This window comes from Chryseobacterium sp. ON_d1 (assembly GCF_006829085.1).
GTDB lineage: Bacteria > Bacteroidota > Bacteroidia > Flavobacteriales > Weeksellaceae > Chryseobacterium.
Genome location: NZ_BJTC01000005.1, coordinates 290258 through 316224, shown reverse-complemented (window position 1 = coordinate 316224; position 25967 = coordinate 290258). Strand labels below are relative to the sequence as shown.

23 protein-coding genes and 1 pseudogene are annotated in these 25967 nt (G+C 38.1%); 17 read left to right on the top strand and 7 right to left on the bottom strand.

Annotated elements, in window-relative coordinates:
• Positions 1–66: 66 nt before the first annotated feature.
• Genes CRS_RS10335 through CRS_RS10325 form a run of 3 tightly spaced genes read left to right on the top strand, consistent with a single transcriptional unit; the run spans position 67 to position 5536 of the window.
• A complete protein-coding gene (locus tag CRS_RS10335) occupies positions 67–1170 on the top strand; it encodes an efflux RND transporter periplasmic adaptor subunit (RefSeq protein WP_142723956.1) in 1104 nt (367 codons plus the stop codon).
• Positions 1171–1185: 15 nt separating this feature from the next.
• On the top strand, positions 1186–4281 hold the full coding sequence (locus CRS_RS10330) for an efflux RND transporter permease subunit (RefSeq protein ID WP_142723955.1): 3096 nt from the start codon (positions 1186–1188) through the stop codon (positions 4279–4281).
• A complete protein-coding gene (locus CRS_RS10325; protein WP_142723954.1) occupies positions 4271–5536 on the top strand; it encodes a TolC family protein in 1266 nt (421 codons plus the stop codon). Before CRS_RS10330 ends, CRS_RS10325 begins: the two co-directional genes overlap by 11 nt.
• A 313-nt stretch (positions 5537–5849) precedes the next feature.
• On the opposite strand, the gene CRS_RS10320 is transcribed toward CRS_RS10325, so the two are convergent.
• From CRS_RS10320 to CRS_RS10305, 4 genes are all read right to left on the bottom strand, one after another.
• Positions 5850–6305 (bottom strand): DUF1801 domain-containing protein, encoded by a 456-nt coding sequence (locus CRS_RS10320; protein WP_142723952.1) that lies wholly within the window; start codon positions 6303–6305, stop codon positions 5850–5852.
• A gap of 24 nt (positions 6306–6329) precedes the next feature.
• Positions 6330–7751, bottom strand: a complete 1422-nt coding sequence (locus CRS_RS10315; protein ID WP_142723950.1) for a hypothetical protein — start codon at positions 7749–7751, stop codon at positions 6330–6332.
• A gap of 11 nt (positions 7752–7762) precedes the next feature.
• Positions 7763–8947: a hypothetical protein gene (locus tag CRS_RS10310; RefSeq protein WP_142723948.1), complete on the bottom strand. Its 1185-nt coding sequence runs from the start codon at positions 8945–8947 to the stop codon at positions 7763–7765.
• Between the two features lie 144 nt (positions 8948–9091).
• Positions 9092–11662, bottom strand: coding sequence for a fibronectin type III domain-containing protein (locus tag CRS_RS10305; protein WP_142723946.1), 2571 nt, complete (start codon positions 11660–11662; stop codon positions 9092–9094).
• A 225-nt stretch (positions 11663–11887) separates the two neighbouring features.
• Between CRS_RS10305 and CRS_RS10300 the strand changes: the two genes are divergently transcribed.
• The 4 genes from CRS_RS10300 (at position 11888) to proC (ending at position 15555) form a co-directional block, all read left to right on the top strand.
• On the top strand, positions 11888–13093 hold the full coding sequence (locus CRS_RS10300) for a pyridoxal phosphate-dependent aminotransferase (protein ID WP_142723945.1): 1206 nt from the start codon (positions 11888–11890) through the stop codon (positions 13091–13093).
• 11 nt (positions 13094–13104) lie between these two features.
• The gene (locus CRS_RS10295; RefSeq protein ID WP_142723943.1) at positions 13105–13593 is read left to right on the top strand and encodes a hypothetical protein; all 489 of its coding nucleotides are present in this window, start codon (positions 13105–13107) and stop codon (positions 13591–13593) included.
• A 3-nt stretch (positions 13594–13596) separates the two neighbouring features.
• Positions 13597–14610, top strand: coding sequence for a UDP-N-acetylmuramate dehydrogenase (gene murB / locus CRS_RS10290; RefSeq protein WP_142723942.1), 1014 nt, complete (start codon positions 13597–13599; stop codon positions 14608–14610).
• Between the two features lie 141 nt (positions 14611–14751).
• Positions 14752–15555, top strand: coding sequence for a pyrroline-5-carboxylate reductase (proC, locus tag CRS_RS10285; protein WP_142723940.1), 804 nt, complete (start codon positions 14752–14754; stop codon positions 15553–15555).
• On the opposite strand, the gene CRS_RS10280 is transcribed toward proC, so the two are convergent.
• Positions 15545–15958: a VanZ family protein gene (locus CRS_RS10280; RefSeq protein WP_142723938.1), complete on the bottom strand. Its 414-nt coding sequence runs from the start codon at positions 15956–15958 to the stop codon at positions 15545–15547. The two genes, proC and CRS_RS10280, sit on opposite strands and share 11 nt — an antisense overlap.
• Before the next feature lie 56 nt (positions 15959–16014).
• Between CRS_RS10280 and lnt the strand changes: the two genes are divergently transcribed.
• On the top strand, positions 16015–17649 hold the full coding sequence (gene lnt, locus CRS_RS10275; protein ID WP_142723936.1) for an apolipoprotein N-acyltransferase: 1635 nt from the start codon (positions 16015–16017) through the stop codon (positions 17647–17649).
• Between the two features lie 144 nt (positions 17650–17793).
• Here the strand turns inward: lnt and CRS_RS10270 are convergent, their stop codons facing one another.
• Positions 17794–19503, bottom strand: coding sequence for a T9SS type A sorting domain-containing protein (locus tag CRS_RS10270; RefSeq protein WP_228451226.1), 1710 nt, complete (start codon positions 19501–19503; stop codon positions 17794–17796).
• Between the two features lie 243 nt (positions 19504–19746).
• On the opposite strand from CRS_RS10270, the gene rpmB reads away from it, so the two are divergent.
• The 6 genes from rpmB to CRS_RS10240 all read left to right on the top strand — a co-directional run bounded on the left by rpmB (position 19747) and on the right by CRS_RS10240 (position 22210).
• Complete coding sequence (gene rpmB / locus CRS_RS10265) at positions 19747–19989, top strand: 50S ribosomal protein L28 (RefSeq protein WP_002976757.1); 243 nt, start codon at positions 19747–19749, stop codon at positions 19987–19989.
• Positions 19990–19995: 6 nt separating this feature from the next.
• The gene (gene rpmG, locus CRS_RS10260; RefSeq protein ID WP_002976756.1) at positions 19996–20178 is read left to right on the top strand and encodes a 50S ribosomal protein L33; all 183 of its coding nucleotides are present in this window, start codon (positions 19996–19998) and stop codon (positions 20176–20178) included.
• Positions 20179–20198: 20 nt separating this feature from the next.
• Positions 20199–20351, top strand: coding sequence for a DUF4295 domain-containing protein (locus CRS_RS10255; protein WP_073175385.1), 153 nt, complete (start codon positions 20199–20201; stop codon positions 20349–20351).
• 89 nt (positions 20352–20440) lie between these two features.
• Entirely contained in the window at positions 20441–20908 is a 468-nt protein-coding gene (locus CRS_RS10250) for a RidA family protein (protein WP_142723935.1), read from the top strand.
• A gap of 15 nt (positions 20909–20923) precedes the next feature.
• Entirely contained in the window at positions 20924–21877 is a 954-nt protein-coding gene (gene ftsY / locus CRS_RS10245) for a signal recognition particle-docking protein FtsY (RefSeq protein WP_002976753.1), read from the top strand.
• Between the two features lie 72 nt (positions 21878–21949).
• Positions 21950–22210, top strand: a complete 261-nt coding sequence (locus CRS_RS10240) for a GlsB/YeaQ/YmgE family stress response membrane protein (protein ID WP_047425902.1) — start codon at positions 21950–21952, stop codon at positions 22208–22210.
• A gap of 80 nt (positions 22211–22290) precedes the next feature.
• Here the strand turns inward: CRS_RS10240 and sppA are convergent, their stop codons facing one another.
• Positions 22291–24048 carry a signal peptide peptidase SppA gene (sppA, locus tag CRS_RS10235; protein WP_142723934.1) on the bottom strand — a complete coding sequence of 586 codons (1758 nt, stop codon included), beginning with the start codon at positions 24046–24048 and terminating at the stop codon, positions 22291–22293.
• A gap of 20 nt (positions 24049–24068) precedes the next feature.
• Between sppA and folK the strand changes: the two genes are divergently transcribed.
• From folK to CRS_RS10220, 3 genes and pseudogenes are all read left to right on the top strand, one after another.
• The gene (folK, locus tag CRS_RS10230; RefSeq protein ID WP_142723932.1) at positions 24069–24491 is read left to right on the top strand and encodes a 2-amino-4-hydroxy-6-hydroxymethyldihydropteridine diphosphokinase; all 423 of its coding nucleotides are present in this window, start codon (positions 24069–24071) and stop codon (positions 24489–24491) included.
• Between the two features lie 10 nt (positions 24492–24501).
• On the top strand, positions 24502–25617 hold the full coding sequence (locus CRS_RS10225) for an OmpA family protein (protein WP_142723931.1): 1116 nt from the start codon (positions 24502–24504) through the stop codon (positions 25615–25617).
• A 43-nt stretch (positions 25618–25660) separates the two neighbouring features.
• Positions 25661–25967 (top strand): annotated as a pseudogene (locus CRS_RS10220) (OmpA family protein); the annotation flags it as partial.

The window sequence follows — 25967 nt, the reverse complement described above, 5'->3', positions numbered from 1 at the left end:
CAATAAAAGTCATAACCGAAGATCTGTAAAATAAATTAAATAAAACAATGGTTATAAATAACTTATATGAGAAAAACAGTCTTAACAATGCTACTTTTGACATTTGTTACCTCTTGTAAAAACCCAAAAAGTGAAACCTTACAGGATCATGATCTCCGTATAAAAAATGATCGGGTGACCGTTCCGGAAAACAATCCTGTTTTCAAAAAAATCAAAACACAACCCGTTATCGAACAGGAGCACAGTGACGGCGTTGTTTCAGCAGGAACAATTCAGGCAATCCCGAATCATTATGCGGAAATTGCCAGTCCTTTTTCCGGAAGAATTACCCAGTCATTTATCCAGCTTGGGCAACGTGTTTCTGCCGGAAGTGCACTTTTTGAAATCCTTTCTTCTGATTATTTTTCAGTTCAAAAGGACTATACGGATGCTCTGAATGACGTACAGCTTGCCGAAAAAAATTACAGACGTCAGCAGGATCTTGTCAAACATGGAGTGGGTATTCAGAAAGAACTGGATGAAGCGGAAACCGATTTTAAAAATAAAAAAACATCCCTCTCCAATGCCTCTTCCGCACTGAAAGTCTATAACAGTAAAGGCGGAAGTATAGGAAGTCCAATGGTTGTAAGAGCTCCCATCAACGGAGAAATTATTTCCAACAAAATTGTAAACGGGCAATATCTGAAAGGAGATGCCGATCCTGTAATAATTATTGCAGAATTATCCAAAGTCTGGATTTCCGGAGATGTAAAAGAAAAAGATATCAGGTTTGTCAATACAGGAGATCGGGTTTCTGTAAAAGTAAGTGCCTATCCCGACAAAAATATTACCGGAAAAGTATACCACATCAATGAAATCGTAGATGAAGATACCCGCAGCATCAAAGTCCTTATTGAATGTGACAATCCGGACAGAAAATTAAAACCGGGCATGTATGCCACTGTTAACTTTTCAACAACACCCGAAAAAACAGTCATGATTCCCGTAACTGCCCTGATGCAGCAGGATAACTTTCAGTATGTATGGATAAAAACCGGCAAAAATCAGTTTACCAAACGTACTGTAACAACAGGAGAAACCGACCAGAAAACAGTAAGAATAACATCTGGTATAAAACCCGGAGAAACCATTATGACCGAAGGAGGAATTTATTTGCTGGATGCTAAATAATGTAAATGAAAAACTATGAAGAAATTACTTACACTCTCCATACAGAAGAGATGGCTTATTCTCGCTCTCTTTCTTTTACTGGGATTCTTTGGATATTACTCTTGGACCAGACTATCCATAGAAGCCTACCCCGATATTGCAGACGTAACTTCCCAGGTGGTAACACAGGTTCCGGGTCTGGCCGCTGAAGAAGTGGAACAGCAGATCACCATTCCTTTGGAAAGATCACTGAATGGACTTCCGGGAATGCATGTGATGAGAAGCAAAAGTACCTTCGGACTTTCCATCATTACCATGGTCTTCGATGATGGTACAGATGATTATTGGGCCCGACAGCGTATTCAGGAAAGACTGACGGATGTAGAGCTTCCTTATGGTGCACAACCCGGGTTAGACCCCCTTACCTCTCCCATCGGCGAAGTATACCGGTATATCATTGAAAGCAACAACCATAGTCTTCGGGAACTGACAGATTTACAAAAATTTGTCATCATTCCCCGTATCAAACAGGTTTCGGGAATTGCCGATGTCACCAATTTCGGAGGAATTACCACCCAGTTTCAGATTGAGCTGGATCCTCATAAACTTGAGCAATATGGCCTGTCTTTGTCTGAAGTTACCGAAACAATATCCAAAAACAATGTCAGTGCCGGAGGAAGTATGCTTCCCCGCGGAAACATTGCCTATGTTATCCGGGGAATTGGTTTGGTAAAAGATCTAAACGATCTCGGAAAAATTGTAGTAAAAACCCAAAACGGAGTTCCGGTATTTCTGAATGATGTAGGAACATTAAAATACGGAAATCTGGAAAGAAAGGGAATTCTGGGTTACACCGACAGAAAACGTAATTATTCTGAAAGTGTGGAAGGGATCGTGCTTTTATTAAGAGGACAAAATCCCTCCCAGGTACTGGATGCAGTTCATGAAGCCATTGAAGAACTCAATAATGAAACGCTTCCCCCAGGGGTACAAATTCATGCTTTTCTGGATAGAACGGACCTCGTAAAAACAACCCTTACGACTGTTTCTCATACCCTTACTGAAGGAATTGTATTGGTTATCATAGTACTGATCGTATTTCTCGGAAGCTGGAGAGGTGCATTGCTGGTGGCTATCACTATTCCGCTCTCTTTACTGTTTGCCTTCATATTAATGCATTTTACCAACATTCCGGCCAATCTTCTTTCACTCGGAGCAATTGATTTCGGAATCATTGTGGATGGAGCTATTGTAATGCTGGAAACCATTCTGAAGAAAAGGGAGGAGAATCCTGAAGAAGCACTGGAAGAAAAAACAATTACCCAAAGGGTGATTGAAGTAGCCAAGCCCATTTTCTTTTCAACAATCATTATCATTACTGCTTATCTGCCGTTATTCGCTTTTGAGAGAGTAGAGAAAAAACTGTTTACCCCCATGGCTTTTACTGTAGGATATGCCCTATTGGGCGCACTCGCTGTGGCATTACTTCTGATCCCGGGACTGGCGTATGTTATCTACCACAAACCACAAAAGATCTATCACAATAGATGGCTGGAAAAACTCGCTGCAGCCTATGGAAAAAGAATAGAAAAAATAATGCAGACTCCCAAAAGAGTTGTTGTTCCGATCATCATTGTATTGATATCCTCCGGAATTCTGTCTTACACCGTAGGAAAAGATTTCCTTCCGGAGCTGGACGAAGGTTCTATATGGCTGCAGGTACAACTGCCTCCGGGAATATCCTTAGCCCAATCAAAAGAAATGAGTGATACTCTTCGTGCCCGTACTCTAAAGCATTCCGAAATAACTTATATGATGGTGCAGGCAGGGCGTAATGATGATGGTACAGATCCATGGACCGCTTCTCACTTTGAAGTATCTGTTGGAATAAAGCCTTACAGCGAATGGCCTTCCGGGAAAACAAAATCAGATCTCATCAAAGAACTTGCGGCAGATTATAAAGACATGCCTGGATTCACGGTAGGTTTTTCGCAACCTATGATTGACGGAGTAATGGATAAAATCTCCGGAGCTCACAGTGAGCTGGTTGTAAAAGTATATGGAGAAGACTTTAAAGAAACCAGACGTATTGCAGAAAATGTGTTGTCTACTTTAAATAAAATTCCGGGATCAGCAGATCTTGCTATCGATCAGGAACCACCGTTACCTCAGCTGCAGATCATTGCTAATAGAGATAAGATCGCTCAGTATGGATTAAATGTAGCGGATGTTGCTGACCTTATTGAAGTGGCGTTAGGAGGAAAAGCTATTTCCCAAATCTTTATCGGCAATAAAGTGTATGATATTTCCTGCCGTTATACCGAAGACAGCCGCGATACTCCGGACAAAATCGGAAACCTTATGCTGACTTCAGCTTCCGGGGCGAAAATCCCACTATCACAGGTAGCAGAAGTGAAATTAAGCACCGGTGAAAGCACTATTACAAGAGAAATGAACAAAAGACATCTTACGGTAAAGCTTAATTTAAGAGGTACTGATCTTTCTTCGTTCCTGAAAAAAGCCCAGGATAAAATTGAAAAAGATATCCGATACGATCATGAGAAATACCAGATCAAATGGGGCGGACAGTTTGAAAATCAAAACAGGGCTTATTCAAGACTTGCATTTATTGTTCCATTGGCGTTAGCCATTATGTTTCTGTTATTATATGGCGCATTTGGAGATTTCAGACAGGCTTTGGTTCTGATGTCCATTGTCCCGTTAGCTTTATTTGGCGGAATGCTGGCACTCAACCTACGGGGAATGTCCCTGAATGTTTCTTCAGCAGTAGGATTCATTGCATTATTTGGGGTTGCCATTCAGAACGGTGTGATTATGATTTCTCACATTAATGATCTCCGCCAAAAGGGATATGATCTGAAACGGGCAGCCGTTAAAGGAGCCGGAGACCGTTTCAGACCGGTACTCATGACGGCAACAGTGGCTGTAATCGGATTATTCCCGGCATCATTGGCCACAGGAATCGGTTCTGATGTACAGCGTCCTTTGGCAACAGTAATTGTTTACGGACTGATGTTCTCTACTATTTTAACACTATTCGTGCTGCCGGCTATTTATTTTATGGCTGAGCACCGCAAGGAAAATCAAAATTTGGAATCAGATGAAAATTAAAGTTCATGTTATCATATTATCTGTAGTATTATTTAGCATTACAGGAATAAAGGCACAGGAAAAAGAGCTTTTACAATTTGAGGAATACCTGAGTCTTGTCGGAAATAAAAATCTTGGATATGCGTCTCAGAAATATAATGTCAGTATGGCTGAAGCAGCTATTCAGACCGCCAATATGTTTCCTGATCCTCAACTGGAAATGGAAACTACCAATAACGGTGTGAATCAGAATATGGGATACGTATATGGAGCATCAATCGGCTGGACATTAGAGCTTGGCGGTAAAAGAAAAGCAAGGGTAAATCTGGCCAGAAACCAGTCTGAGCTGAGTAAAATACAATTACAGGATTTTTTCAGGAATCTTCGTGCTGATGCCAGTTTAGGATATATTGATGCATTAAAATCCAAAGCTTTACTTGAAGTTCAGCAGGATTCTTATAAAAATATGCTGCAGCTGGCAAAATCCGATAGTATACGGTATCGTTTGGGAACCATATCATTAGTTACATCCAAACAGAGCAAGCTTGAAGCCTCTTCCCTTCTCAACGAAGTCTATCAGGCTGAAAGCGCAGAACAGCAAGCTCTAACCGGTCTGTCCATATTTTTGGGAGACAGCAAAATAACAGACAGAGAAGCTGCCGGGGATTTCAATGCCTTCAACAGAGATTTCAGTATAGATGATCTTGTTCTTCAGGCATTGAATGAAAGAGCAGATCTATTGGCCGCCAGGCAAAATACGGAGGTTACCAAAAGCCAGATCAGCCTTGAAAAAGCCAATCGTGTTATTGATTTAGGCATCAGCGCCGGAGCTGAACGACACACTGAAGCGGTCAACGAGATTGCCCCTTCCCCTACTGTAAATGCTGTAAAAATGGGAATCAGCATTCCCCTGAAATTTTCCAACAGAAGAAATGCAGGATTAAAAATCGCAGAAATAGCCCATTCTCAGGCCGAAGTTGAATACAAACAGATTGAACAGATGATCAAAGCTGAGGTAATACAGGCATATCAGCAGTACACAGCAACTCAGAAACAGGTAAGACAATTCCACAACGGAATGCTTACAGAGGCCAAAACTATTCTGGAAGGCATTATTTACAGCTATAAAAGAGGAGAAAGTTCTATCCTTGAGGTGTTAAATGCCCAAAGAACCTATAACAATGTGAGAAAAGACTATTATCAGGCTCTTGCCGATAATGCAGCGGCTTTAATTGAACTTGAAAGAAAAGCAGGAATCTGGGATATTCATTTTTAGCTGGAAGAAGGAGGTTTATGGAAGCCAATGGATAGATGAAAATCACTTTATTAATTTGACGACTATATACAATTTTACACCATTGTCATTCTGACGAAGGAAGAATCCCATGTAAAGTTTAGATTCTTCATTTCACTACGTTAGATAGCAGGATTAATATAAAATTGTATATAAATATAAATATCAATAATTTTTAAAAAACTCAAAAAATTACCATCAAATGGCAATCAATAATTCTAACACAAATATTACTTCCAGCCTCCATTTCCCAGCATAAAAAAGCTCCGAAATCTATCTGATTTCGGAGCTTTTTTTATCTCTTATACTGCGATTCATAAATTCTGATCCAGTCATCAGGAGTCATTTTCTTACTGAGTTCAGCGATCAGTTCAAAAGGAATATCGTCCACTTTTTTAAAACGGATACAGGATTTTCCCATGTCCAGTTTCTTTTTGGAATGTTTAGGGTATTCTGCTACGAACCAGTCCAGAAGTTCAGGTCTTGAATACAGCCCCATGTGATAAAGGGCTATAAAATTCTTCTGGGAAGCCAGATTGATGAATGGCAGCGGTGTACCGGGAGCACAGTGATATCCCGCAGGAAATGTTGCCAAAGGAACGACCCATCCAACCATGCCATAATTGGTAGCTTCTTCAAAACCGTTCGGGAGATTGTCATTCACCGTATCATAAAGTTTTTTGAAAGCTTCCTGTCTTTCCTCAGGAATTTTTGAGATATAATCTTCTATGGAAACTGACTGAATCTGCATATTGTATTTTTTTCTAAAATACGATTATTTTATAAAATTATATACACTGAACATCTGAACATCTTTGCTGCTCTTTTGAAGGAACATCATTTTATTCACATTCGGAACATACTGAATCATATTTCCGTCTGCAAAACCATAATTTTGGAAGAAATTTCTTCCTTTATAATCAAGGCTTACTTCCAGAGGTTTCAGATTCGCAAAATCAAAAACTTTCATAGAAAATCCTGTGTTTCCAAAGGCTCCTTTAGGATAGAAAGCTGAAATATAAAGCTTTTCTCCAGCTTCAACGATATGAATTCTTTTTCCTGTAGAAGCTCGTGCAGCAACGAATTGCTTTACTTCTCCTTCTTTATTGAACTTGATCAGCATTCCGGCATCCAATGAATACACAGGATCAGGGAAGCGATTCATTGCCGTAGGCATAGGTCTTGTCACCGTTTCCTGCTGAACAGCCATTAAAGTCTCATCACCCTTTACAATTGTTTTGATGACCTTTACATCGCTCATATCTTTGCTCCCTGCTAAATTAGTATTGCTGATCACTGCTTTTCCTGACTTCGTATCATAAAACATTACTGTGCCGAAAGTACTTGCACCAATGGTAACTGCTGCATTTTTTCTTCCAAAGGTTACCAGATAATCGCTGTCATTTTTACTGAATGCATATAATTTCTCAGGAATATATTTGTCATCAAACGGAAGATCCTTGTCCTCTGTGTTAGAAACAAGTTCCAGCTTATAAGATTCTTTCCATCCTGCAGCCTTACGCAATACGACAATTTTCGCTGAGTTCGTCAGTGTCAAAGACTTTTCAACATAATCATTGCTTAATGTGATTTCTTTGTTCCAGACCGGAGAAAGGGTTCTCAGATCCAGGACCAGCACATCATTCACATTATCGGTCTTTTTGTTGGCATATCTGTCATTGAAGATCGCAGCATATTTTCCGTTTTCTGAGAAAAGAACATACGTTGTTCCTGATTTATTGGTAGATTCAATGCTGTATTTTGCAATGCTTTTTGTGGTAAAAGTACCTTCTTTTTTACTGAAAACATGCTGAAAAACTTCCTTCCTGTTTTCTTTACCGAAATACTCTTCCGTAAATGCTATAAATTTATCATCATCGATCTGCTGTGATCCCAGATAATTGTGAAGCACGCCGTTTGTTTTATTCGCGTAATCTTTTACATAGGTGTCCACAAGACTTCCGTTCTGATCCAGTTTTCTCATCAGTAATTTCTTATGAGGGAAAACATTTCTCATCAGGCCGTCAATATTGATGGCACTGAACATATAAGAATTGTAATCATCTGCCAATACCAGTTTATCATCAGTTTCAAGATTGGCATCCACAGTAAATTTTGTTCCTTCAGTCACTTTTGTCTGCGCATAAGCGCACACAGAAGCAGTAATTAATGCCGAAGCAATAATCTGTTTAATCATATTGTTTTTCTTTAGTTATTATAAATTTTTTCTTCTAATCTTTTCAGCTCAAGATTAGCATCGTAGGATAGTTTGATATCTACAAGATGTTCCTGCAGTTCATTTAAATATTTCTCGGCTTCCTGATAATTGCCTAAAGCAATGTTTAATCTGATCAGGTTAAAATAAAGATATTCTCCTATTTTCTGGTTGTAAACAGCCTTTTTATCATTGTAATTCACTTTTGTAAGGACTGCTTTCCAAAGATCAATTCCTTTCTGCATATTTTCCATGGCGACTTTATTCGGTGCATAATCCGATTTTGCCTGAAGTTTTTTCAGATTGGTTGTTACATAGATATAGGCTTTCTCCAGATCATCATATTCTCCTTTATTCTTTACAGTGGACAATGTCACCGTAGAATTGATCGTCTGGTAACCGAAATTTTCATTGATAATGTTCCTTGTGCGGTCCATCATTCTCTGCAGATATCTTTTTTCCTGTGCATTCAGGTTGATTTCATTCGTTGGAACACTTGCTACTTCAGTAAAATCCGAGAAATAGGTCTTATCAAGTTTTACAGCTCCACCTTGTTTTGCTATTATTCTCGTAGGCTGATTGGCAAAAGTTTTTCCCTGATTGTCCTGAAAGTTGGTTCTCTCCATTTCAATAACAATATCAAGATAGTTTCCCCCTTTTGAAAATCCTGATACATCTATTTGGGATGCCAGAATCTTATTATCCACAATCAGGGCATCTCTAAGATCAGGCTGCTGATAAACAGGCATTGGAGGAATATTAAGAATAGGTCTTGAAGGTAATCTCAGCACAGGAGCTCCGTTGGTTGCTGCAATTTTTTCAACCGCAGATAATTTATTGTATTCTGCAGATTCCAGTTTGTACTTTTCCTGCAGTTTCTTTACCTCAGCATCATAGTCTTTTAATCTTTCCTGATGCTCGTACTTGGCATTTTCAACATTCGTCTGGTAATTGTCCACCTTTCTCTGGTAATCTTCTTTTGATAATCTTACAACATCATCTTTCGTGATATTATAGGGTGATTTTACCGTAATCGTATAATTTCTATTGGAAAGTTCTGTAGGAAATACCGGTTCTTTCAAAAGCTGGAAGCTTATTATTTCTTTATCAATTCTCTGTGCCTGTGAAAATCCGGAACACAATAAGGGCAGTAAAAAAAGTAGTTTAAATGTATTCATGTACGTTATAGTTTTCGGCACAAATGTATAATAATTTTATCAACAATTTTTGATATTTTTTTTTCCAGTTATTATTTAAATTCATCACAAAAAAGGCAGCCACACGAATGCAACTGCCTACAGAAATTATTAACTCAAAAAATTTTATTTTTTAATGGCTTTTACTGTTGATCTTGAACCATCTTTAAAGTTCATTGTCACTAAATATAAACCGGCATTCAGTTCTCCTAACTGAAGTTCTGTAGTTGGATTATCAATAGTTTTCACCACTCTTCCTGCTACATCTGTAACAGTTACAGATTTAACGTTCTTGATGTCCGCAACGTGAAGGACATCTTTGAAAGGATTAGGGTACACATTGACCTCTTTTTTCTTCACAGATGTTTCAGCAGTACTTAAGTTAGACTGTGTAAGCGAAAAATCATCAAATCCCATATAATATGGATCCGTTGTTGTATTGAAAGCTTTAATTCCAAATGAATAATCACCAGTAGATGAAGGAATATATGTAACGGTAACTTTAGTATAATTGGTACTATTACCTCCTCCGGCGGCTGTTTGATCAGGTGTGATAAATGTTGTTAAACTGGTTGCTCCGGTCGCCGTTTGTGCATTGTTGACCAATACTTCATTTTGCCAGCCTGCATATCCATCTCCTACCCAGTAGAATGAGAAATCATATGATGTTCCTGCAGTTAATGTAAATGTAGGTGTCCATAAATATGCAGCATTGCTATATGGATAATAAATTGTCAAATAGTTTGGTGCAGATTTAGGATCATTGTAGGTCTGCTGGGAAGCATTTGCTGACGTAAAATTATATGAAGATGAACTTCCTCCCGGAGTTTGTTTCCAGCAATTCGGAATGATCGCAGAACCAATAGTTGTCATTGCATCAAAATTTTCGCTCCAAGGCAGTGTAGTTACCGGAACACATAGGGTTGTAAATGATGTGGAAGTAGCACTCCAGATACTCTTATCAGTTGCACTGCAGTTAGATCTCACCCATGCATAATATGTTGTAGCAGGCTGCAGTCCGCTTAACGGTGCAGAAGTAGTGGTAGAAGTTGCAGAGTTTGAAGCTGTTAAAACAGTAGAAGCATCAGGTGCAGTATTGCTTGTACTGTAATATACTTCGTACCCGCTTGCAGGAACTGAAGAAGGTGCTGTCCATCCAATCGTTGCTGAATTCACACTTGCATTTGACGATGTAATTGCAGTGGGCTCAAAGCAAGAAGGAATATTCTGAACAGTAATGTTATCGATATAGATAGAACGGGATGTACCCCCTAAACCATGCTTAAATGCCAATTGCAGATCCGATCCTGCAGGAATATTCACTGTATATTGTGTATGGGTAGTTGTTAAAGCAATAGGAGAACCAATTTGTGTAAAAGACGCAGGGTCTGCAGGATTCGATAATGTACCTACCAATAATGTATAATTACTTCCTCCTCCTCTTGCATAGAATCTTACACGTTTGGTGCCGTCTGAAAGGTTCACTGTTGGAGGCGCAACCAACATCTGACTGCCCGTGGTAGCCGTTGAATTAGTCATATAATAGGCATTGGGTGCCGAATAACTATTTGACGTAGTTACGTAGCCATACCCTGCAAATGATGCACTTTCCAGATATGCCCAGCAGCTTGGAGCATTGGTATTTGAGCTGGAACCTGTACTTGTGGTATCAAAGTTTTCTGTATAAGGAACAGTGAAAGTAGAGCAGGCTGTCTTAAATGTTCCTGCAAAAGACCATACACTTTGACCTGTTGCAGTGTTACAGTTGGATCTTACCCAATAATAATAGGTAGTATTGGAATTAAGCCCTCCTATTGTTGTACTTGTTCCTGTTACCCCCGGATAAGTAGGTGTTACTGAGCTTGCAGGTGTTGTGTTTGAAGTACTGTGGTATACATCATAACTGGCAGCATTACCTGTCCACGAAACTAAAGCGGAATTGGCAGTTATTCCGGAAACCGCCTGTAATACAGGAGGCGCACAATCCGAATAAACATCTGCTGAAAAAGCAAAAATGTTCGGTATTCCTGAACCGCTTGCTTTGGTTACCGTTACACTTTGTACGAACTTTGTCTGATTGGCAGCATCTATTGTTAATGCTGTCTGATAAAGTCTCGGATCCGTGGTGTTGGGTTCCAGGCCGTCTGTTGTTATTTTAATTCTTCCGATTCCCTGTATGGCAAAATTGGCACCTCCATACCAGTCATTAAGGCTTATATTGGAAAATGCCTGTGTGCTTCCATCAGAAAAATTAACCGTTACATTTACTGCAGAGGTTCCACTTCCGCTGGTGGAAAGCATATACAGAGTAAAAGCAGGTTTAGGTGTTGTAAAAGTAAGAGTTCCACTGTCATTTGCAGCGGCCAGCCTTAAAGAGTTATTTCCACTGTAGTTTCCTAAGACATAGCTAAGCCCCGGAGTTCCCGCAACGACAGAATTAATAATTCCATCTACCGGCAAACCATAGGAAAGCGGTGTGCTCGTGGAAGTTAATTGAAAATCTTTTGAAACAAAAGCATAAGAAACTCCATCTACATCATTATTTGTAGAAACTGACGAGGAGCCTACTCCGTTTGCAATTACATCTGCGGTATAGCCTGAGGAAACCGGCATTGTTTGAAAATTCTGAGCCATCATTGCAGAGGCAGAAAATAGAGCAATAGCAGGTATCACTCTAGAAAATAAATTTATTACCATTTTAATCACATTTATGGCGAAATTAAGGAAAAATAACAATACAAAAATATTATTTTTAACAAAATCATAACATTTATTTTAAATACATGAAAAATCAATATTAAAACCCCTTAAATAGGTGAATTTTAAAGAGAATGTAAAGTTCATTAAACATCTTTCTTATTGGCTCATAATTTTATTATTGAGAAATTAAATCCTATTTTTGTCATACAAATTTTTTGAACAATGCCGAATATTTCAAACAGAGCACTGCATATGCCGCCATCGCCGGTAAGAAAACTGGTTCCCTTTGCTTTACAAGCAAAACAGAAAGGAATAAAAGTATATCACCTTAATATCGGACAGCCTGATATTGAAACTCCGGAAACAGCTTTAAATGCTTTAAAGAATATCGATTTAAAAGTATTGGAATATGCGCTTTCTGAAGGTAATATCGAATACAGAAAAGCCCTTACTGAATATTATCATTCATTAGGCTTCTCAGATCTTACTCCCGATAACTTCATTGTTACTAACGGAGGTTCTGAAGCTCTTAACTTTGCGATTTCCACTTTATGTGACGAAGGTGATGAAGTGATTATTCCTGAACCTTACTATGCCAACTACAATGGATTTACCAGTACATTTGATGTGAATGTAGTCGCTGTACCATCTACCATTGACACAGGTTTTGCCTTACCTCCTGTTGAAGAGTTCGAGAAAAAAATCACAGAAAAAACAAGAGCGATCATTATCTGTAACCCTGGAAACCCTACCGGATATCTTTATACCCGTGAGGAACTACAGAAACTTGCAGAAATTGCTTTGAAATATGACATCGTTATCATCTCTGATGAAGTATACAGGGAATATGTATATGACGGGAAACAGCAGATTTCAATGCTTGATTTCCCTGAACTTGCTGAAAACTGTATCATCATTGACTCAGAATCCAAGCGTTACTCTATGTGCGGGGTAAGAATCGGATGTATGGTTACCCGTTCCAATAAGATCCGTAATGCGGCTATGCTTTTTGCCCAGGCAAGACTAAGCCCTGTTCTTTTGGGACAGATTGCTGCAACAGCAGCACACCAGAATGACGGTCCTTATATCAGAGCAGTAAGAGAAGAATATACTCACAGAAGAAATATACTGGTAGATCTTTTAAATGCTATTCCTGGCGTGATCTGTCCTAAGCCAAAAGGAGCCTTCTACTGTGTTGCAGAACTTCCGGTAGATGATACTGAAAAATTTGCCCAGTGGCTGCTTGAAAAATATTCTCTTAATAACGAAACCATCATGGTTGCGCCTGCAGGAGGATTCTACAGCAATCCTGAATTAGGTAAAAAGCAGGTAAGAATTGCCTATGTTCTGAAAGAAGAGGATTTAAAAAGAAGTGCTGAAATTCTTAAGGAAGCTTTAAAGAAGTACAGAGAAGAATTCAGCCTGTAAAAACATACTCTATGCCGACAACAAAAAAACTCTATCTGAAAATCCTGTTTTCGATTCTTTTGCTGTCGGCATTGTTTTCCTGTGACTCCAAAAAAACACATGAGTCATCTGTTTCCCATAATAATCCGTACGAGATTACATTTGTCAGCGTATCTGAAATCGGAGGCCGTCTTGGAAGCTACAGGATCATCAAGGCCACAAAAGATTCTGTTTTTGCAGAAAAAGGAATGACAGCCGGTAAAACCCATAAAGAATGGGCATCCGCCATCAATTCCGAAACCTGGAAAAAACTGATATCATCAGTCAATATTACAGATCTTGATCATATCAAAAGTTCTCCCAGCCAACAGTCCGTAGACGGGATTGATGAAACCTTCCAGATCCGGACTCCAAAAAAATCACATATTTATGTGAATGCCTATACAGATACTTTACATTATAAACAGCTAGAACAATTTAAAGAACAATTAGACAAGATTCTTCCCAAAGAATACCAATAAAACATGCAGGAAAATTTTTCATTAAAACCTTATAACACATTCGGTGTTGAAGCCAAAGCCCGATATTTTACTGAAATCAATACTATTGATGAATTAAAAGAGGCTCTCATTTTTGCCAAGACCCAATCTCTTCAGCTTCTGTTTCTGGGGGGAGGTAGTAATATCCTTCTTACCAAAAATTTTGATGGCCTTGCTATCAGACTTAATTTAAAAGGGATCTCTGAAGAGTATATTAATGAAAATGAAGTATGGGTAACCGCAAAAGCAGGTGAAAACTGGCATGAATTTGTGATGTGCTGTTTACAGAAAAATTATGGCGGACTCGAAAACCTTTCTTTAATTCCCGGAAATGTAGGAACTTCTCCAATGCAGAATATCGGAGCTTACGGAACGGAGATTAAAGATATTTTTGTCAGCTGTGAGGTATTGGATTTAGAAGATCTTGAACTGAAAACTTTCAATCTTGAACAGTGTAGATTTGGTTACAGGGATTCTATTTTCAAGCAGGAAGGAAAAGGCAGGTATGTTATTCTTGAAGTAACTTTTAAACTGACTTCAAAAGATCACCATATCAAAACGGAATATGGTGCCATCAAATCCGAACTGGAAAATCTTGGCATTGAAAATCCAACGATTCAGGATGTTTCTCAAGCAGTCATCAATATCAGACAAAGCAAACTGCCGGATCCTAAAGAAATCGGGAATGCCGGAAGTTTTTTCAAAAACCCAACCATTCCTCTGGCTCAGTTTGAAGCACTGAAACAAAAATTTGAAAATATTCAGGGTTATCCAAACGAAAATATGGTAAAAGTTCCTGCCGGATGGCTGATTGAGCAATGTGGATGGAAAGGAAAACAAATCGGAAATGTTGCTTCACACAAATTGCAGTCTCTGGTGATCATCAATGCAACAGGAAATGCAACAGGAAAAGAGATTTTTGATTTTTCCACAGAGATCATTAATTCTGTGAAAGAAAAATTCGGGATAGAGCTTGAACGGGAAGTAAATATTATTTAATCTAAAAATATACAAAGACTGATTCATATGAATACAGTCTTTTTTATAACCTGTTGGATAAACGCTAAGCTTAATTCAAAATCAAATTCATACCCAGTCTCTGAAAAATCATTATTTTAGCTAAAAAATTTACAATCCGTAATGAAAATAGCTATTCTTGGAGCCGGAAATATGGGACTTTCTTTTTCAAAATCATTTTTGAAATATGAACTGATCAAGCCTGAACACCTTCATCTGATTATCAGAAATCAGGAGAAAATCACCAAAATAGCTGAAGAATTCCCCAAATCTAAAATCTCCACTTTTGAAGAAGTGAAAGACATTGATGCAGATTTGATCATCATTGCTGTAAAACCTCAGGATTTTCAAACAGTAGCTCAAAACATCCAATTTACTTTAAAAGAAAACCAGATGGTTTTATCCATCATGGCCGGAATCAATATTGAAAAAATTCAAAAATTACTGAATCATCCGCTTGTCGTAAGAGCAATGCCCAATTCTCCTACCCTTCTGGGAATGGGAATCACCGGATATACTGCAGCCAACGGAATTTCTTTCAGCCAGTTAATCAATATTGAAAGATTGCTGAACAGTACCGGAAGATCGGTTTACCTGGAAGAGGAAGAGCTCCTTGATGGTGTAACAGCACTTTCAGGAAGTGGCCCGGCTTATTTTTATTACATTATTGATGCAATGATTAAAGCAGGTATTGAAATGGGAATCGAAGAAAATCTTTCTAAACTTTTTGTAAAGCAGACAATGCTGGGCGCTTATCACCTGATCAATAATTCAGAAAAGAATCTTGAGGAACTGATTAAAGATGTCGCATCTAAGGGCGGAACTACGGAAGCTGCCTTAAAAACATTTGAAGAAAACAGTTTTAAAGAAATTCTGAAACAGGGAATTCTAAATGCTGAAAAACGCGCGAAAGAACTTAACCGTTAAATCTTCTTTCAATCATTCTGAACAATACCCATCCCAGATACACCCCAAAAGTATTCAGGATGATATCGTCTACCTCAAATATACCCATTCTTGTAAAATATTGAAGTGCTTCAACAATAACAATACATGAGATAAAACCAAAAATCAGGGGTTTCAGTTTTTTCAGTCCGGGAATGATCCAGCCCAGAAATCCAAAAGGGATAAACATGATAATATTGCCCAAAACAATCTTGATAATATCTATGGTCTTATTTGGTCCCCGGATAAATTTTATCGTTGAGAAAACAGGTTCTACAGTAATAAGATTATCCTCATACTGAAATCTGCCCATCCCTAAAAACATCAGATAGAGCAAAAACAGAGTATATGGGATAATAATAATTTTATATATTTTCTTTAACATTGAACTGCTAATATATTCTTTTCAAAAACATTAAATTTGTGTATTAAAATAATTTAATGAAATACGTTCTGCTTACTCTTATTTCAGCAATGCTGCTGTCGGTTTCATGGCCAACTTACGGAGTCCCGTTTTTTATATTTTTTGCGCTTGTTCCTCTTTTGATGATGGAGCACGGAATTTCAAAATTTTCAGATTATAAAAGAAAAAGCTGGGCGGTCTTCGGATTATCTTACTTATGTTTCGTGATCTGGAATGTTGTCACTACAGGATGGCTGTATGGTTCAAAGAACCCTGATGGAAGCCACTCCCTGATGGCAGTTTTATTTCCGGTACTGGTAAATTCTCTTTTATATTCTTTGGTGTTTCAATGTTATCACTGGTACAAAAATGCACAGGGAACATATTGGGGATTAGGATTTCTGATTGCCATCTGGATGAGTTTTGAAAAATTTCATTTAGGATGGGAATTAACGTGGCCATGGCTGAATCTGGGAAATGTATTTGCAGATTATCCAAAGCTGATCCAGTGGTATGATACTTTAGGAGCAACCGGTGGCAGTTTCTGGATACTGCTGATTAATGTGCTGATTTTTTATACGGTAAGAACCTGGGAGGCCGGAAGAAAGAGAAAAGAACTGATTAAAAACTCAGCTATTGTTGGAGCTTTAATTGTTCTGCCAATGATTATCTCAGTCGTTAAATACAATACTTTTGACGACAAGCCAACCGGCCAGGTCAATGTTCTGATGCTGCAGCCTGACCTGGATCCTTATGCGGAAAAATATTCGAAAGACAGTTTAACAATAGAACAGGATTTATTAGCACTTGCTGAAAAAAACTCAACCGGTAAAATTGATTATTATATCGCACCGGAAACAGCTCTTCCGGGAAGAGGGTCTATTTCTGAAACAGCTTTTGAAAAGAGTGTACTGCTGAACAACATCAAAGGGTTTCTATCCAATCATCCGGGATCTGTTTTTGCAACAGGAATTTCGTCACACCGTTTTTATTATAATCCTGCAGACTTGCCTAAAGAAGCATATCAGATCAACAGTGGTGTCTGGGTAAGCAGTTATAATACAGCCATTCAACTGGTTCCCGGTCAGAAAGTACAGGCTTACCATAAAGGGAAACTGGTTCCAGGAGTTGAAATATTTCCTTATATGAATGTTTTAAAACCACTGTTAGGAGATGCCATGCTGAACCTGGGTGGCACTGTAGCCTCTTTAGGAACTGATAAGGACAGAGTTGCTTTTTCAAATCCTTATAACAAAGGAAAACTGGCTCCTATTATTTGCTATGAGAGTATTTATGGAGAGTTTGTAACAGACTATGTAAAAAAAGGAGCCAATTTCTTAGGTATTATGACCAATGATTCCTGGTGGGGTGTTACAGAGGGACACAAACAGCTTTTATCCTATGCTAAATTAAGGGCTATTGAAACCAGAAGAGAAATTGCCCGTGCTGCCAACAGTGGCATTTCTGCACATATCAATGCTAAAGGAGAAGTAACCGCTGATACGTTCTATGGTGATCAAACCGCTCTGTTTGCAAAAGTGAACCTGTATGACACCATGACATTTTATACCCGGGCAGGAGACCTTCTTTCAAGGTTTTCCATATTTGCACTAGGATTTTTATTGTTTTATTATCTGATTGAATGGTTCAAAAAGAAAACAAAGAAAGTGTAATTAAACACGAACTGCACAAATCTTTGCACAAATAATTCCAACCTGCATAATCCATTAATTTTTTCGCAGGTCTTATTCCACAAAAAAAGAAAAGCCAGCTGGACGTCTGGCTTTTCTCATTGATAGAAGATAGAATTGATTCAATTACTTAACCGTAAGTTTCTTTGTGGTTATTTCGTTTTTTATCTTCAGTTTTAATAGATACATTCCTTTAGGTAAATGAGACACATCAATAGATTGATCCCTGTTCAGAGTTATATTTATCTTTTTCCCATCCATTGAATACATTTCAGCTTCTGAAATTTTTTCTCCTTTGATGTACACTCTGTCTGATGCAGGGTTCGGATAGATAACAGGCTGTTTTTCAGATTTTATTTCCGTTGTTCCCAAGACGCTTTGCGCGGAAGCCTCAGAATATACTTTTGATGCATCAATAGATTTCACACTCCAGTATACATTCTGAATGGCCGGATCCAGTTCCAGAAACCATGATGGTGTCGTTACAACATATCGGGCAATATCATAAGCTCCCGGCAAAGATCCTACCGTAATTTCATAGCGCAATGCATTCACCGGGGTTTTATCATCCGAGGCTCCGCTCCATGTAAAATTGAATCTACTGCCGTTTCTGGTCAGATTCAGCTGAGTGGGCGCTGTAGGCTTTGCGTTTGCTGCCGTAGAATTATTTTTAAACAACTTGGTTTGCGAAGGCAGGTCGGAAACAGACCAGTCGAATCCACCTAATAAAATATCCGGATGATGATCATTATTAAAATCAAAAAGCTGTACCAGTCCCGGCCCTCCCAGTTCAGTAATTCCGGAGGCTGCTCCTTCATTAAACTTGTGATTGGAAACATCATATAGATATGTTTTTACAACAGCATTGTAATTTTCATTTCCTGAAATGATAAAATCGTAATAACCGTCATTATTTAAATCCCCTACACTTAATGACATATCTGAAACGTCATTTCCCGGAATTACCTGAGGAATCAATGCCCCGGTGCCGTCATTCATCAGAACAGCCAAATACCCTTCATCATTTCCATCCCTTCCGATTATGACTATATCCTGAAAACCATCTGCATTAAAATCTGCAAAATCTATTTTCCCTGCTGCTATGGGAGGAAGATCCTGGGCAGGAGTCAGAGTTCCAGCCTGATTCATATATACCTTTGATACAGGATTGCCGTTGATATCTGACCCTATAATTACAAGATCAAGAAAGTGGTCATTATTAAGGTCTACCACCTTAAAACTTCCATTCTGAGTTCCATCCACCCAGTTTTCAGTCATAACAAAACCGGCACCTGTATTTTTATAATAATCAAGACTGTTTCTGAAACCGCCACCATGGGCATATTGTGTTCCATTAAGTGCATAATCCGGTTTTCCATCATGATTAAAATCAAAAACATCCAGAGAACCATAAATTTTACCAGGCAGTTCTTCTTCTTTTATAAATCCTGTTCCGGTATTTTTGAATCGGTATTGTTTATAATTAACAACATCCATATAACTAAGTCCGGTAGAGATAATATCCATCAGACCGTCATTATTATAATCAATGAACCTAATATCTCCAAGATGGGTTACATCCGCTCCCAACCCGGCAAATGGCAATAATGTCGTTCCGTTATTCTGATATACTTCATTATAGGTACTGTCTACATTTCCGTCTCCATCAGAATCTATTGCTCCGTTAATCACAATATCCAATGTTCCGTTATGGTCTATATCTGCGACATCAGCTGCAGAATAATAAAAATTTTTCATGCCGGTCTGTACCTCTGTAAAATCCTGGGCCATCAGACTGAGCGGTAGCATACAGCATAAAATATAAATCTTTTTCATTCTATTTTTATTTAGATTAATTAAAAACAAAGATAAAATATTAAATAACTTATCGGAAAAAAAGCCCGCATGAAATATATCATCATTGATTATCTGCTGTATCCCAAGGATTCTACTATTTTAAAAAAATCAATATTATTAATCAGCCACTTATTTATAAATATTTTTCAAAAGATTTGCCTATCTAAAAAATTCTTCGTTATTTTGCACTCTCAAATATTATACAAATAAGAACATCGAGATATGTCAAGAATTTGCCAAATAACAGGAAAGCGTGCAATGGTTGGTAACAACGTTTCTCACGCTAATAACAAAACGAAGCGTCGTTTTGAAATTAACTTATTAGAGAAGAAGTTTTACCTTCCGGAGCAAGATAAGCACGTTACACTGAAAGTATCAGCTCATGGATTGAGAGTGATTAACAAGATTGGAATCGAGGAAGCTATTGAAAGAGCTACTAGAAACGGATTGATTAAAAAGAATTAATAAATCATGGCAAAAAAAGGAAATAGAGTTCAAGTAATCCTTGAATGCACAGAGCACAAAGAAAGTGGTATGCCAGGAATGTCCAGATACATTTCTACAAAAAATAAAAAGAACACTACAGAAAGATTGGAATTGAAAAAATACAATCCTGTTCTTAAGAGATCTACCATTCACAAAGAAATTAAGTAATTTATAAATAATAACTTACCATGGCAAAGAAAGTAGTAGCAACCCTACAAAGCGGTCAGTCTAAAAAAATGACTAAAGTGGTGAAAATGATTAAGTCTTCTAAATCAGGAGCTTACGTTTTCGAAGAAAAAGTAATGAATGCTGATGAAGTAGATGGTTATTTGAAAAAATAGTCAGTACTTTATTTACAATATAAAAAACTACTCATATTTTGGGTAGTTTTTTTGTTATCTTTGTGCACCAGATTATTAATCAGTAAAGTATGAGAAAGATACTTGTTCTGGCCTGCACAGTAACTTTTTTATTTTCATTCAGTCAGAAAACAATGAATCCTGTAGAATATAAAAGTTCGCCGAAAGTCTTCAGCATAAGAGGACTCTCACAGTCAGTAAGTATTGACTGCGGAGGTTCTAAAATGATTTTATTATCCGGGCAGGTACCTCTGGATTCTGACGGGAACCTTGTGGGAAATACTATTGAAGAGCAGACAAAGCAGGTTTTCAGAAATATTGAAAACATCCTGAAAGAATATGGAGGTACAGGAAAAGATATTATCAAACTGGTAATCTATACCACAGACGTTACAAAAACACCTGATTTCAGAAAAGTACGGGATTTGTTTGTCAATCTTCAGACACCCCCTGTAAGCAGTCTCGTGGAAGTGAACAGGCTTTTCAGAGATGACATACATATAGAGGTAGAAGCCACAGCAGTGATTAAAAATAAATAAGAACAAACTAAAACTATGAGTTGGTTTAAAAATATTTTCAAAAAAGAAGAAAAAGAAACCTTAGATAAAGGGTTGGAAAAATCCAGTCAGGGATTCTTTGAAAAAATGACGAAAGCCGTTGTCGGTAAAAGCAAAGTAGATGATGAAGTTCTGGATGATCTGGAAGAAGTACTGATTGCTTCCGATGTAGGCGCATCTACCACTATTAAAATCATTGAAAGAATTGAAGAGCGTGTTGCCAGAGATAAATACGTAGGCGTAAACGAGCTGGATAAAATCCTCCGCGAGGAAATTTCAGGACTATTACTGGAAAACCCTCATGCAGGTACAGGAAATATCGATACTTCCAAAAAGCCATATGTTATCATGGTAGTAGGAGTAAACGGAGTGGGAAAAACAACGACTATCGGTAAACTTGCACACCAGTTCAAATCGGAGGGTAAGAAAGTAGTTCTGGGAGCTGCAGACACCTTTAGAGCTGCTGCTGTTGACCAGCTTACAATCTGGAGTGAAAGAGTGGACGTTCCTATCGTAAAACAAGGAATGGGTTCTGATCCTGCTTCTGTAGCGTTTGATACGGTGCAAAGTGCTGTAGCACAAAACGCAGACGTTGTAATCATTGATACTGCAGGAAGACTTCACAACAAAATCAACCTGATGAATGAGCTTTCCAAGATCAAAAGAGTAATGCAGAAGGTAATTCCTGATGCACCTCATGAAATTCTGCTGGTGCTTGACGGTTCTACAGGACAGAATGCGTTCGAACAGGCTAAACAGTTTACCGCCGCAACAGAAGTAAATGCTTTAGCCGTAACGAAACTTGACGGAACAGCAAAAGGAGGTGTCGTAATCGGTATTTCTGATCAGTTTCAGATCCCGGTTAAATATATTGGTGTAGGTGAAAAAATGCAGGACCTGCAGCTTTTTAATGGTACGGAATTTGTAGACTCATTCTTCAAGAAAAGATGATTTATATCATGTTTTCCCTTATCTTAGTAAACAAATCATTTTTAAATATTAACACTAAAAAAATTTGCAACTATGGGAATACTAACATGGATCTTATTCGGTCTTATTGCAGGTGCCATCGCTAAAATGATCATGCCTGGGACTCAGGGAGGAGGATGGCTAATCACTATTATCCTGGGAATTCTGGGAGCATTTGTAGGAGGAGCTATAGGAGTTTACATTCTGCATTGGGGAGATGTCACTTCATTCTGGAATCCGAGAAGCTGGATTCTTTCAATCGGAGGAGCTTTGATCATTCTCTGGATTTACGGAATGGCCACAAAGAAAAGCTGATAGTAAGTAACACTAATAAAAAATAAAATCCCGGATCTGAAATTTCAGGTCCGGGATTTTTGTATACAATATAAATTTAGTTAGTTGTTGATTCTAATCTGATATGGCATTTCCATTTTTACCTCAGACTGTAATTTTTTGTCTGTGATCTGCTGTAAAATCTCATAGTTGGATTTCCCTATTTTGTTTTTGATAATTCTTGCAGATACATCTTCTTCGTTCAGATCTTTGAAAATTTGCTCAAACGGTGACATTCTCTTAGGAAAGGCTTCTACATGATAAGATTTCAGTCCTGCCTTCTGTGCGGCGAATTTCACGGCGTCATTCAAAGTACCTAGTTCATCCACTAATCCTATTTGTTTAGCACGGACACCGCTCCATACTCTACCTCCTCCTACATTATCAATCTGCTCAAAAGTTTTCTTTCTGTTCTGAGTCACAAAATGTACAAATCTCTTATATGTTCCTTCTACACTTCTCGTCATCATATTAACACCGTAAGGAGTCACTCCGTTTAATCCTGAATAATACATAGAATTCGCATTGGTAGAAACGATATCTCCACGGATTCCGTTTTTAGCCGCAATATCTTTATAATAAGGCATCACACCGAAAACTCCGATGGAACCTGTAAGTGTATTGGCCTCAGAATAGATTTTATCTGCTGCCATCGCTACATAATATCCTCCAGACGCTGCATAATCCCCGAAAGAAACTATGAGAGGTTTTTTCTTCTTCAACTGCTGTAATTCAAATAAGATCTCATCAGAAGCATTCGCACTTCCTCCTGGAGAATTGATCCTGAAAACAACCGCTTTCACTTTATCATCATCCTGAAGTTTTTTAATATACTTCACATATTTTTCTGAGTGGATATCACTATATTCGTCCCCATTATTGATAGATCCTGAAGCATACAATACCGCTACCTTTTCACCGGATTTATCTTCATCCGAATAAGAATTGATATAGCTCGTCAGAGAAATCTTATTCAGTTTCTCTTTATCTTTTACGTTTAGCTTTGCTTTAAGGAGATCTTCGTATTCTGATTTCTGGATCAGTTTATCTGCAAGCCTGTATTTTAAGCTTTGTTCAGGAATCATTCCGTATAAACTGTCTGTAATGGTTCTGAACTGAGCGGTATCAATTTTTCTGGAAGCAGCCATTTTACCTGAAGTATTTTTCCAAAGGTCATTGAGAAGAGTACTTAGCTGCTCTTTATTTTCAGGAGAAATATCATTTCTTAAAAAAGGTTCTACAGCAGATTTGAATTTACCGTGGCGGATCACCTCAATCCCGATTCCATATTTATCAGCAAAATCTTTGAAGAATGTAACCTCCGTAGAAAGACCTTTCAATTCAATCCCCCCCGCCGGATGCAGATAGTACTTATCTGCCACAGATCCCAGATAGTAAGCGGACTGTGATACTCCGTTTCCATAAGCATATACAAACTTTCCGCTTTTCTTAAAATCTTCAATGGCATTTCTGAGATCATCAATCTGGGTAAGTCCTGCATATAAATCATCGGCTTCAATGCTGATCCCTTTAATATTATCATCAGTCTTTGCTTTATTAATAGCTTCCAGTGCATCATATAAAAGAACACTTTTATTTTGGGCACCGATGCCGAACAACCCCATCTCTTCTTCAGTAGGACTGTCAATGATATTTGTCTTTAAATTAATCGTAAGAACCGAGTTCTTTTTCACCGCTACCGACTTGTCATTCCCCATTGCACTGAATACAAGCATCATGATGAAAAAGATGAAAAATACAGCGCAAAGTATGATAATTGCTACTATATTTGCCAAAACATTTTTGAAGAAACTTCTCATAAATCAATCAATTTTCCAATATGTCGCAACATAAGGTCATTTTGTTACTAGGAAGTAACCTGGGAGAGCAAAAAAAAAATGTAGAGCTTGCACTAAAAGAAATAGAAGCTGCCGGAAATCACATTTCACAAACCAGCGAATATTTAATGTCTGATCCCGTAGAATTTGCCAGTTCCAATATTTTTTGTAATATTGCAGCAATAATATTCACACATCTTTCACCAATTCAACTGCTTGATTGTATTAAGAATATAGAAGTTAGAATGGGAAGAATTAATGATTCAAAGATATCCGGAGGTTATACTGACAGGATCATAGACATTGATATCATTAAATATAATGAATTGAATTTTAAATCAGAAAGATTAGAAATCCCTCATAAAAAACATCTTTTTGAAAGGGATTTTTCCAGAGTATTATTAAAGGATTTTATTAAAACATAAAACATATAGTATGAAATTAGGTTTATTATTATTGGCTACATCACTGCCAATTGCAGCTTTCGCTCAGAACAGCAGCACTACAGTAAACTCTTCCACAGAGTACCCTAATACATTCTCCTCAGGATCCGCTAATGTACAACCTTTTGACAATAAAGCCAGACGCTTCAGAGACTGGTCTATTTCTGTTGGAGGAGGGGCTGCATTTATGGTACATTCCGATTTAAAATCTATCCGTAAGGATAAAACCAATTGGGGTTACAATGCCTATGTAAGCGTAGACAAACAAATCACACATACATTTGCCTTAAGCGTAATGTATATGAGAGGAGAAACGAAACAGACAGCACAGCTTCCTGGTGCTGCAGGTGTAAAATCCGGTGTAGCAACAGCAACAACACAGTTTGACAATATCTCTTTATTAGGAGACATTAACTTTTCAAATCTATTCAGAAGAGTAGATAACCACTCCCCTTACAGATGGGCATTCCATGGATATATGGGAATTGGGGTTCAGGGATTCAGAACGTCTTTACATGACAATGATGAATTCAGATGGAGCACTACTCCAAGAAGAACTCCTTTATTTATCAAACAGGATATTGATATCAACTCTATCTTCTATCAGGGAGGACTGGGAATCAAATATAATGTTTCGAAACTTATTGACGTTGAAGCAAGAACCATGTACATCATCAGTGGTGATGATGAGTTCGATGGTGGAGGATGGGCAGGTCCTAATGACTATGATCCTTCTACTCCAGGTTCAAAATATAACATGCTAAACCCTAGAAGATCTGATAATGCCTGGACAGTAAGTTTAGGAGTCTCTTTCAAATTAGGAAAGCAATTATCTCACCTGGCATGGCATGATCCACTTCAGGAAGCTTATTACAGAACGAGCGTTCTTGAAAATGCCTCTACTGATCTTGTTGTTTGTGAAAAAGGAGATGCCGATAATGATGGAGTATGTGACGATTGGGACAGACAGCTTGACACTCCTGCAGGAGCAAGAGTAGATGGTGCCGGAGTTGCTTTGGATATGGACCTAGACGGAGTTATTGACCTTTATGATAAGTGTGTAACTGTGCCAGGACCTGTTGAAAATAACGGATGCCCGATTAAATAATTAAAAAATTCTTTTTCCAGAAGAAATCAAATAATAATACACGATGAAATTAAGTTTAGCAATTGTTGCATTTGCTTTAGCCATTCCTATGGCCAGTTATGCACAAGACTCAACGGCAGATTCAGGCGGAAAATATCCTAATACATTTTCTTCAGGGTCTGCAAATGTTTCCCCATTCACCAATCAGTCCAAAAGATTCAACGATTGGTCTGTTTCAGTAGGAGCTGGAGTTCCGCTTCTTCAGTCAGCAGATTTGACCTCTATTAAAAATGGTAACGGTAAAAACCTTTTTGGATATTCAGCGTATGTGAGTATTGATAAAGCAATTACCCATGCTTTCGGGATCAATC

Excerpts from the sequence above, each read along its gene's own strand:
- CRS_RS10335 (WP_142723956.1), top strand. The coding sequence starts at position 67 with ATGAGAAAAACAGTCTTAACAATGCTACTTTTGACATTTGTTACCTCT.
- CRS_RS10330 (WP_142723955.1), top strand. The coding sequence starts at position 1,186 with ATGAAGAAATTACTTACACTCTCCATACAGAAGAGATGGCTTATTCTC.
- CRS_RS10325 (WP_142723954.1), top strand. The coding sequence starts at position 4,271 with ATGAAAATTAAAGTTCATGTTATCATATTATCTGTAGTATTATTTAGC.
- CRS_RS10320 (WP_142723952.1), bottom strand. The coding sequence starts at position 6,305 with ATGCAGATTCAGTCAGTTTCCATAGAAGATTATATCTCAAAAATTCCT.
- CRS_RS10315 (WP_142723950.1), bottom strand. The coding sequence starts at position 7,751 with ATGATTAAACAGATTATTGCTTCGGCATTAATTACTGCTTCTGTGTGC.
- CRS_RS10310 (WP_142723948.1), bottom strand. The coding sequence starts at position 8,947 with ATGAATACATTTAAACTACTTTTTTTACTGCCCTTATTGTGTTCCGGA.
- CRS_RS10305 (WP_142723946.1), bottom strand. The coding sequence starts at position 11,662 with ATGGTAATAAATTTATTTTCTAGAGTGATACCTGCTATTGCTCTATTT.
- CRS_RS10300 (WP_142723945.1), top strand. The coding sequence starts at position 11,888 with ATGCCGAATATTTCAAACAGAGCACTGCATATGCCGCCATCGCCGGTA.
- CRS_RS10295 (WP_142723943.1), top strand. The coding sequence starts at position 13,105 with ATGCCGACAACAAAAAAACTCTATCTGAAAATCCTGTTTTCGATTCTT.
- murB (WP_142723942.1), top strand. The coding sequence starts at position 13,597 with ATGCAGGAAAATTTTTCATTAAAACCTTATAACACATTCGGTGTTGAA.
- proC (WP_142723940.1), top strand. The coding sequence starts at position 14,752 with ATGAAAATAGCTATTCTTGGAGCCGGAAATATGGGACTTTCTTTTTCA.
- CRS_RS10280 (WP_142723938.1), bottom strand. The coding sequence starts at position 15,958 with ATGTTAAAGAAAATATATAAAATTATTATTATCCCATATACTCTGTTT.
- lnt (WP_142723936.1), top strand. The coding sequence starts at position 16,015 with ATGAAATACGTTCTGCTTACTCTTATTTCAGCAATGCTGCTGTCGGTT.
- CRS_RS10270 (WP_228451226.1), bottom strand. The coding sequence starts at position 19,503 with ATGAAAAAGATTTATATTTTATGCTGTATGCTACCGCTCAGTCTGATG.
- rpmB (WP_002976757.1), top strand. The coding sequence starts at position 19,747 with ATGTCAAGAATTTGCCAAATAACAGGAAAGCGTGCAATGGTTGGTAAC.
- rpmG (WP_002976756.1), top strand. The coding sequence starts at position 19,996 with ATGGCAAAAAAAGGAAATAGAGTTCAAGTAATCCTTGAATGCACAGAG.
- CRS_RS10255 (WP_073175385.1), top strand. The coding sequence starts at position 20,199 with ATGGCAAAGAAAGTAGTAGCAACCCTACAAAGCGGTCAGTCTAAAAAA.
- CRS_RS10250 (WP_142723935.1), top strand. The coding sequence starts at position 20,441 with ATGAGAAAGATACTTGTTCTGGCCTGCACAGTAACTTTTTTATTTTCA.
- ftsY (WP_002976753.1), top strand. The coding sequence starts at position 20,924 with ATGAGTTGGTTTAAAAATATTTTCAAAAAAGAAGAAAAAGAAACCTTA.
- CRS_RS10240 (WP_047425902.1), top strand. The coding sequence starts at position 21,950 with ATGGGAATACTAACATGGATCTTATTCGGTCTTATTGCAGGTGCCATC.
- sppA (WP_142723934.1), bottom strand. The coding sequence starts at position 24,048 with ATGAGAAGTTTCTTCAAAAATGTTTTGGCAAATATAGTAGCAATTATC.
- folK (WP_142723932.1), top strand. The coding sequence starts at position 24,069 with ATGTCGCAACATAAGGTCATTTTGTTACTAGGAAGTAACCTGGGAGAG.
- CRS_RS10225 (WP_142723931.1), top strand. The coding sequence starts at position 24,502 with ATGAAATTAGGTTTATTATTATTGGCTACATCACTGCCAATTGCAGCT.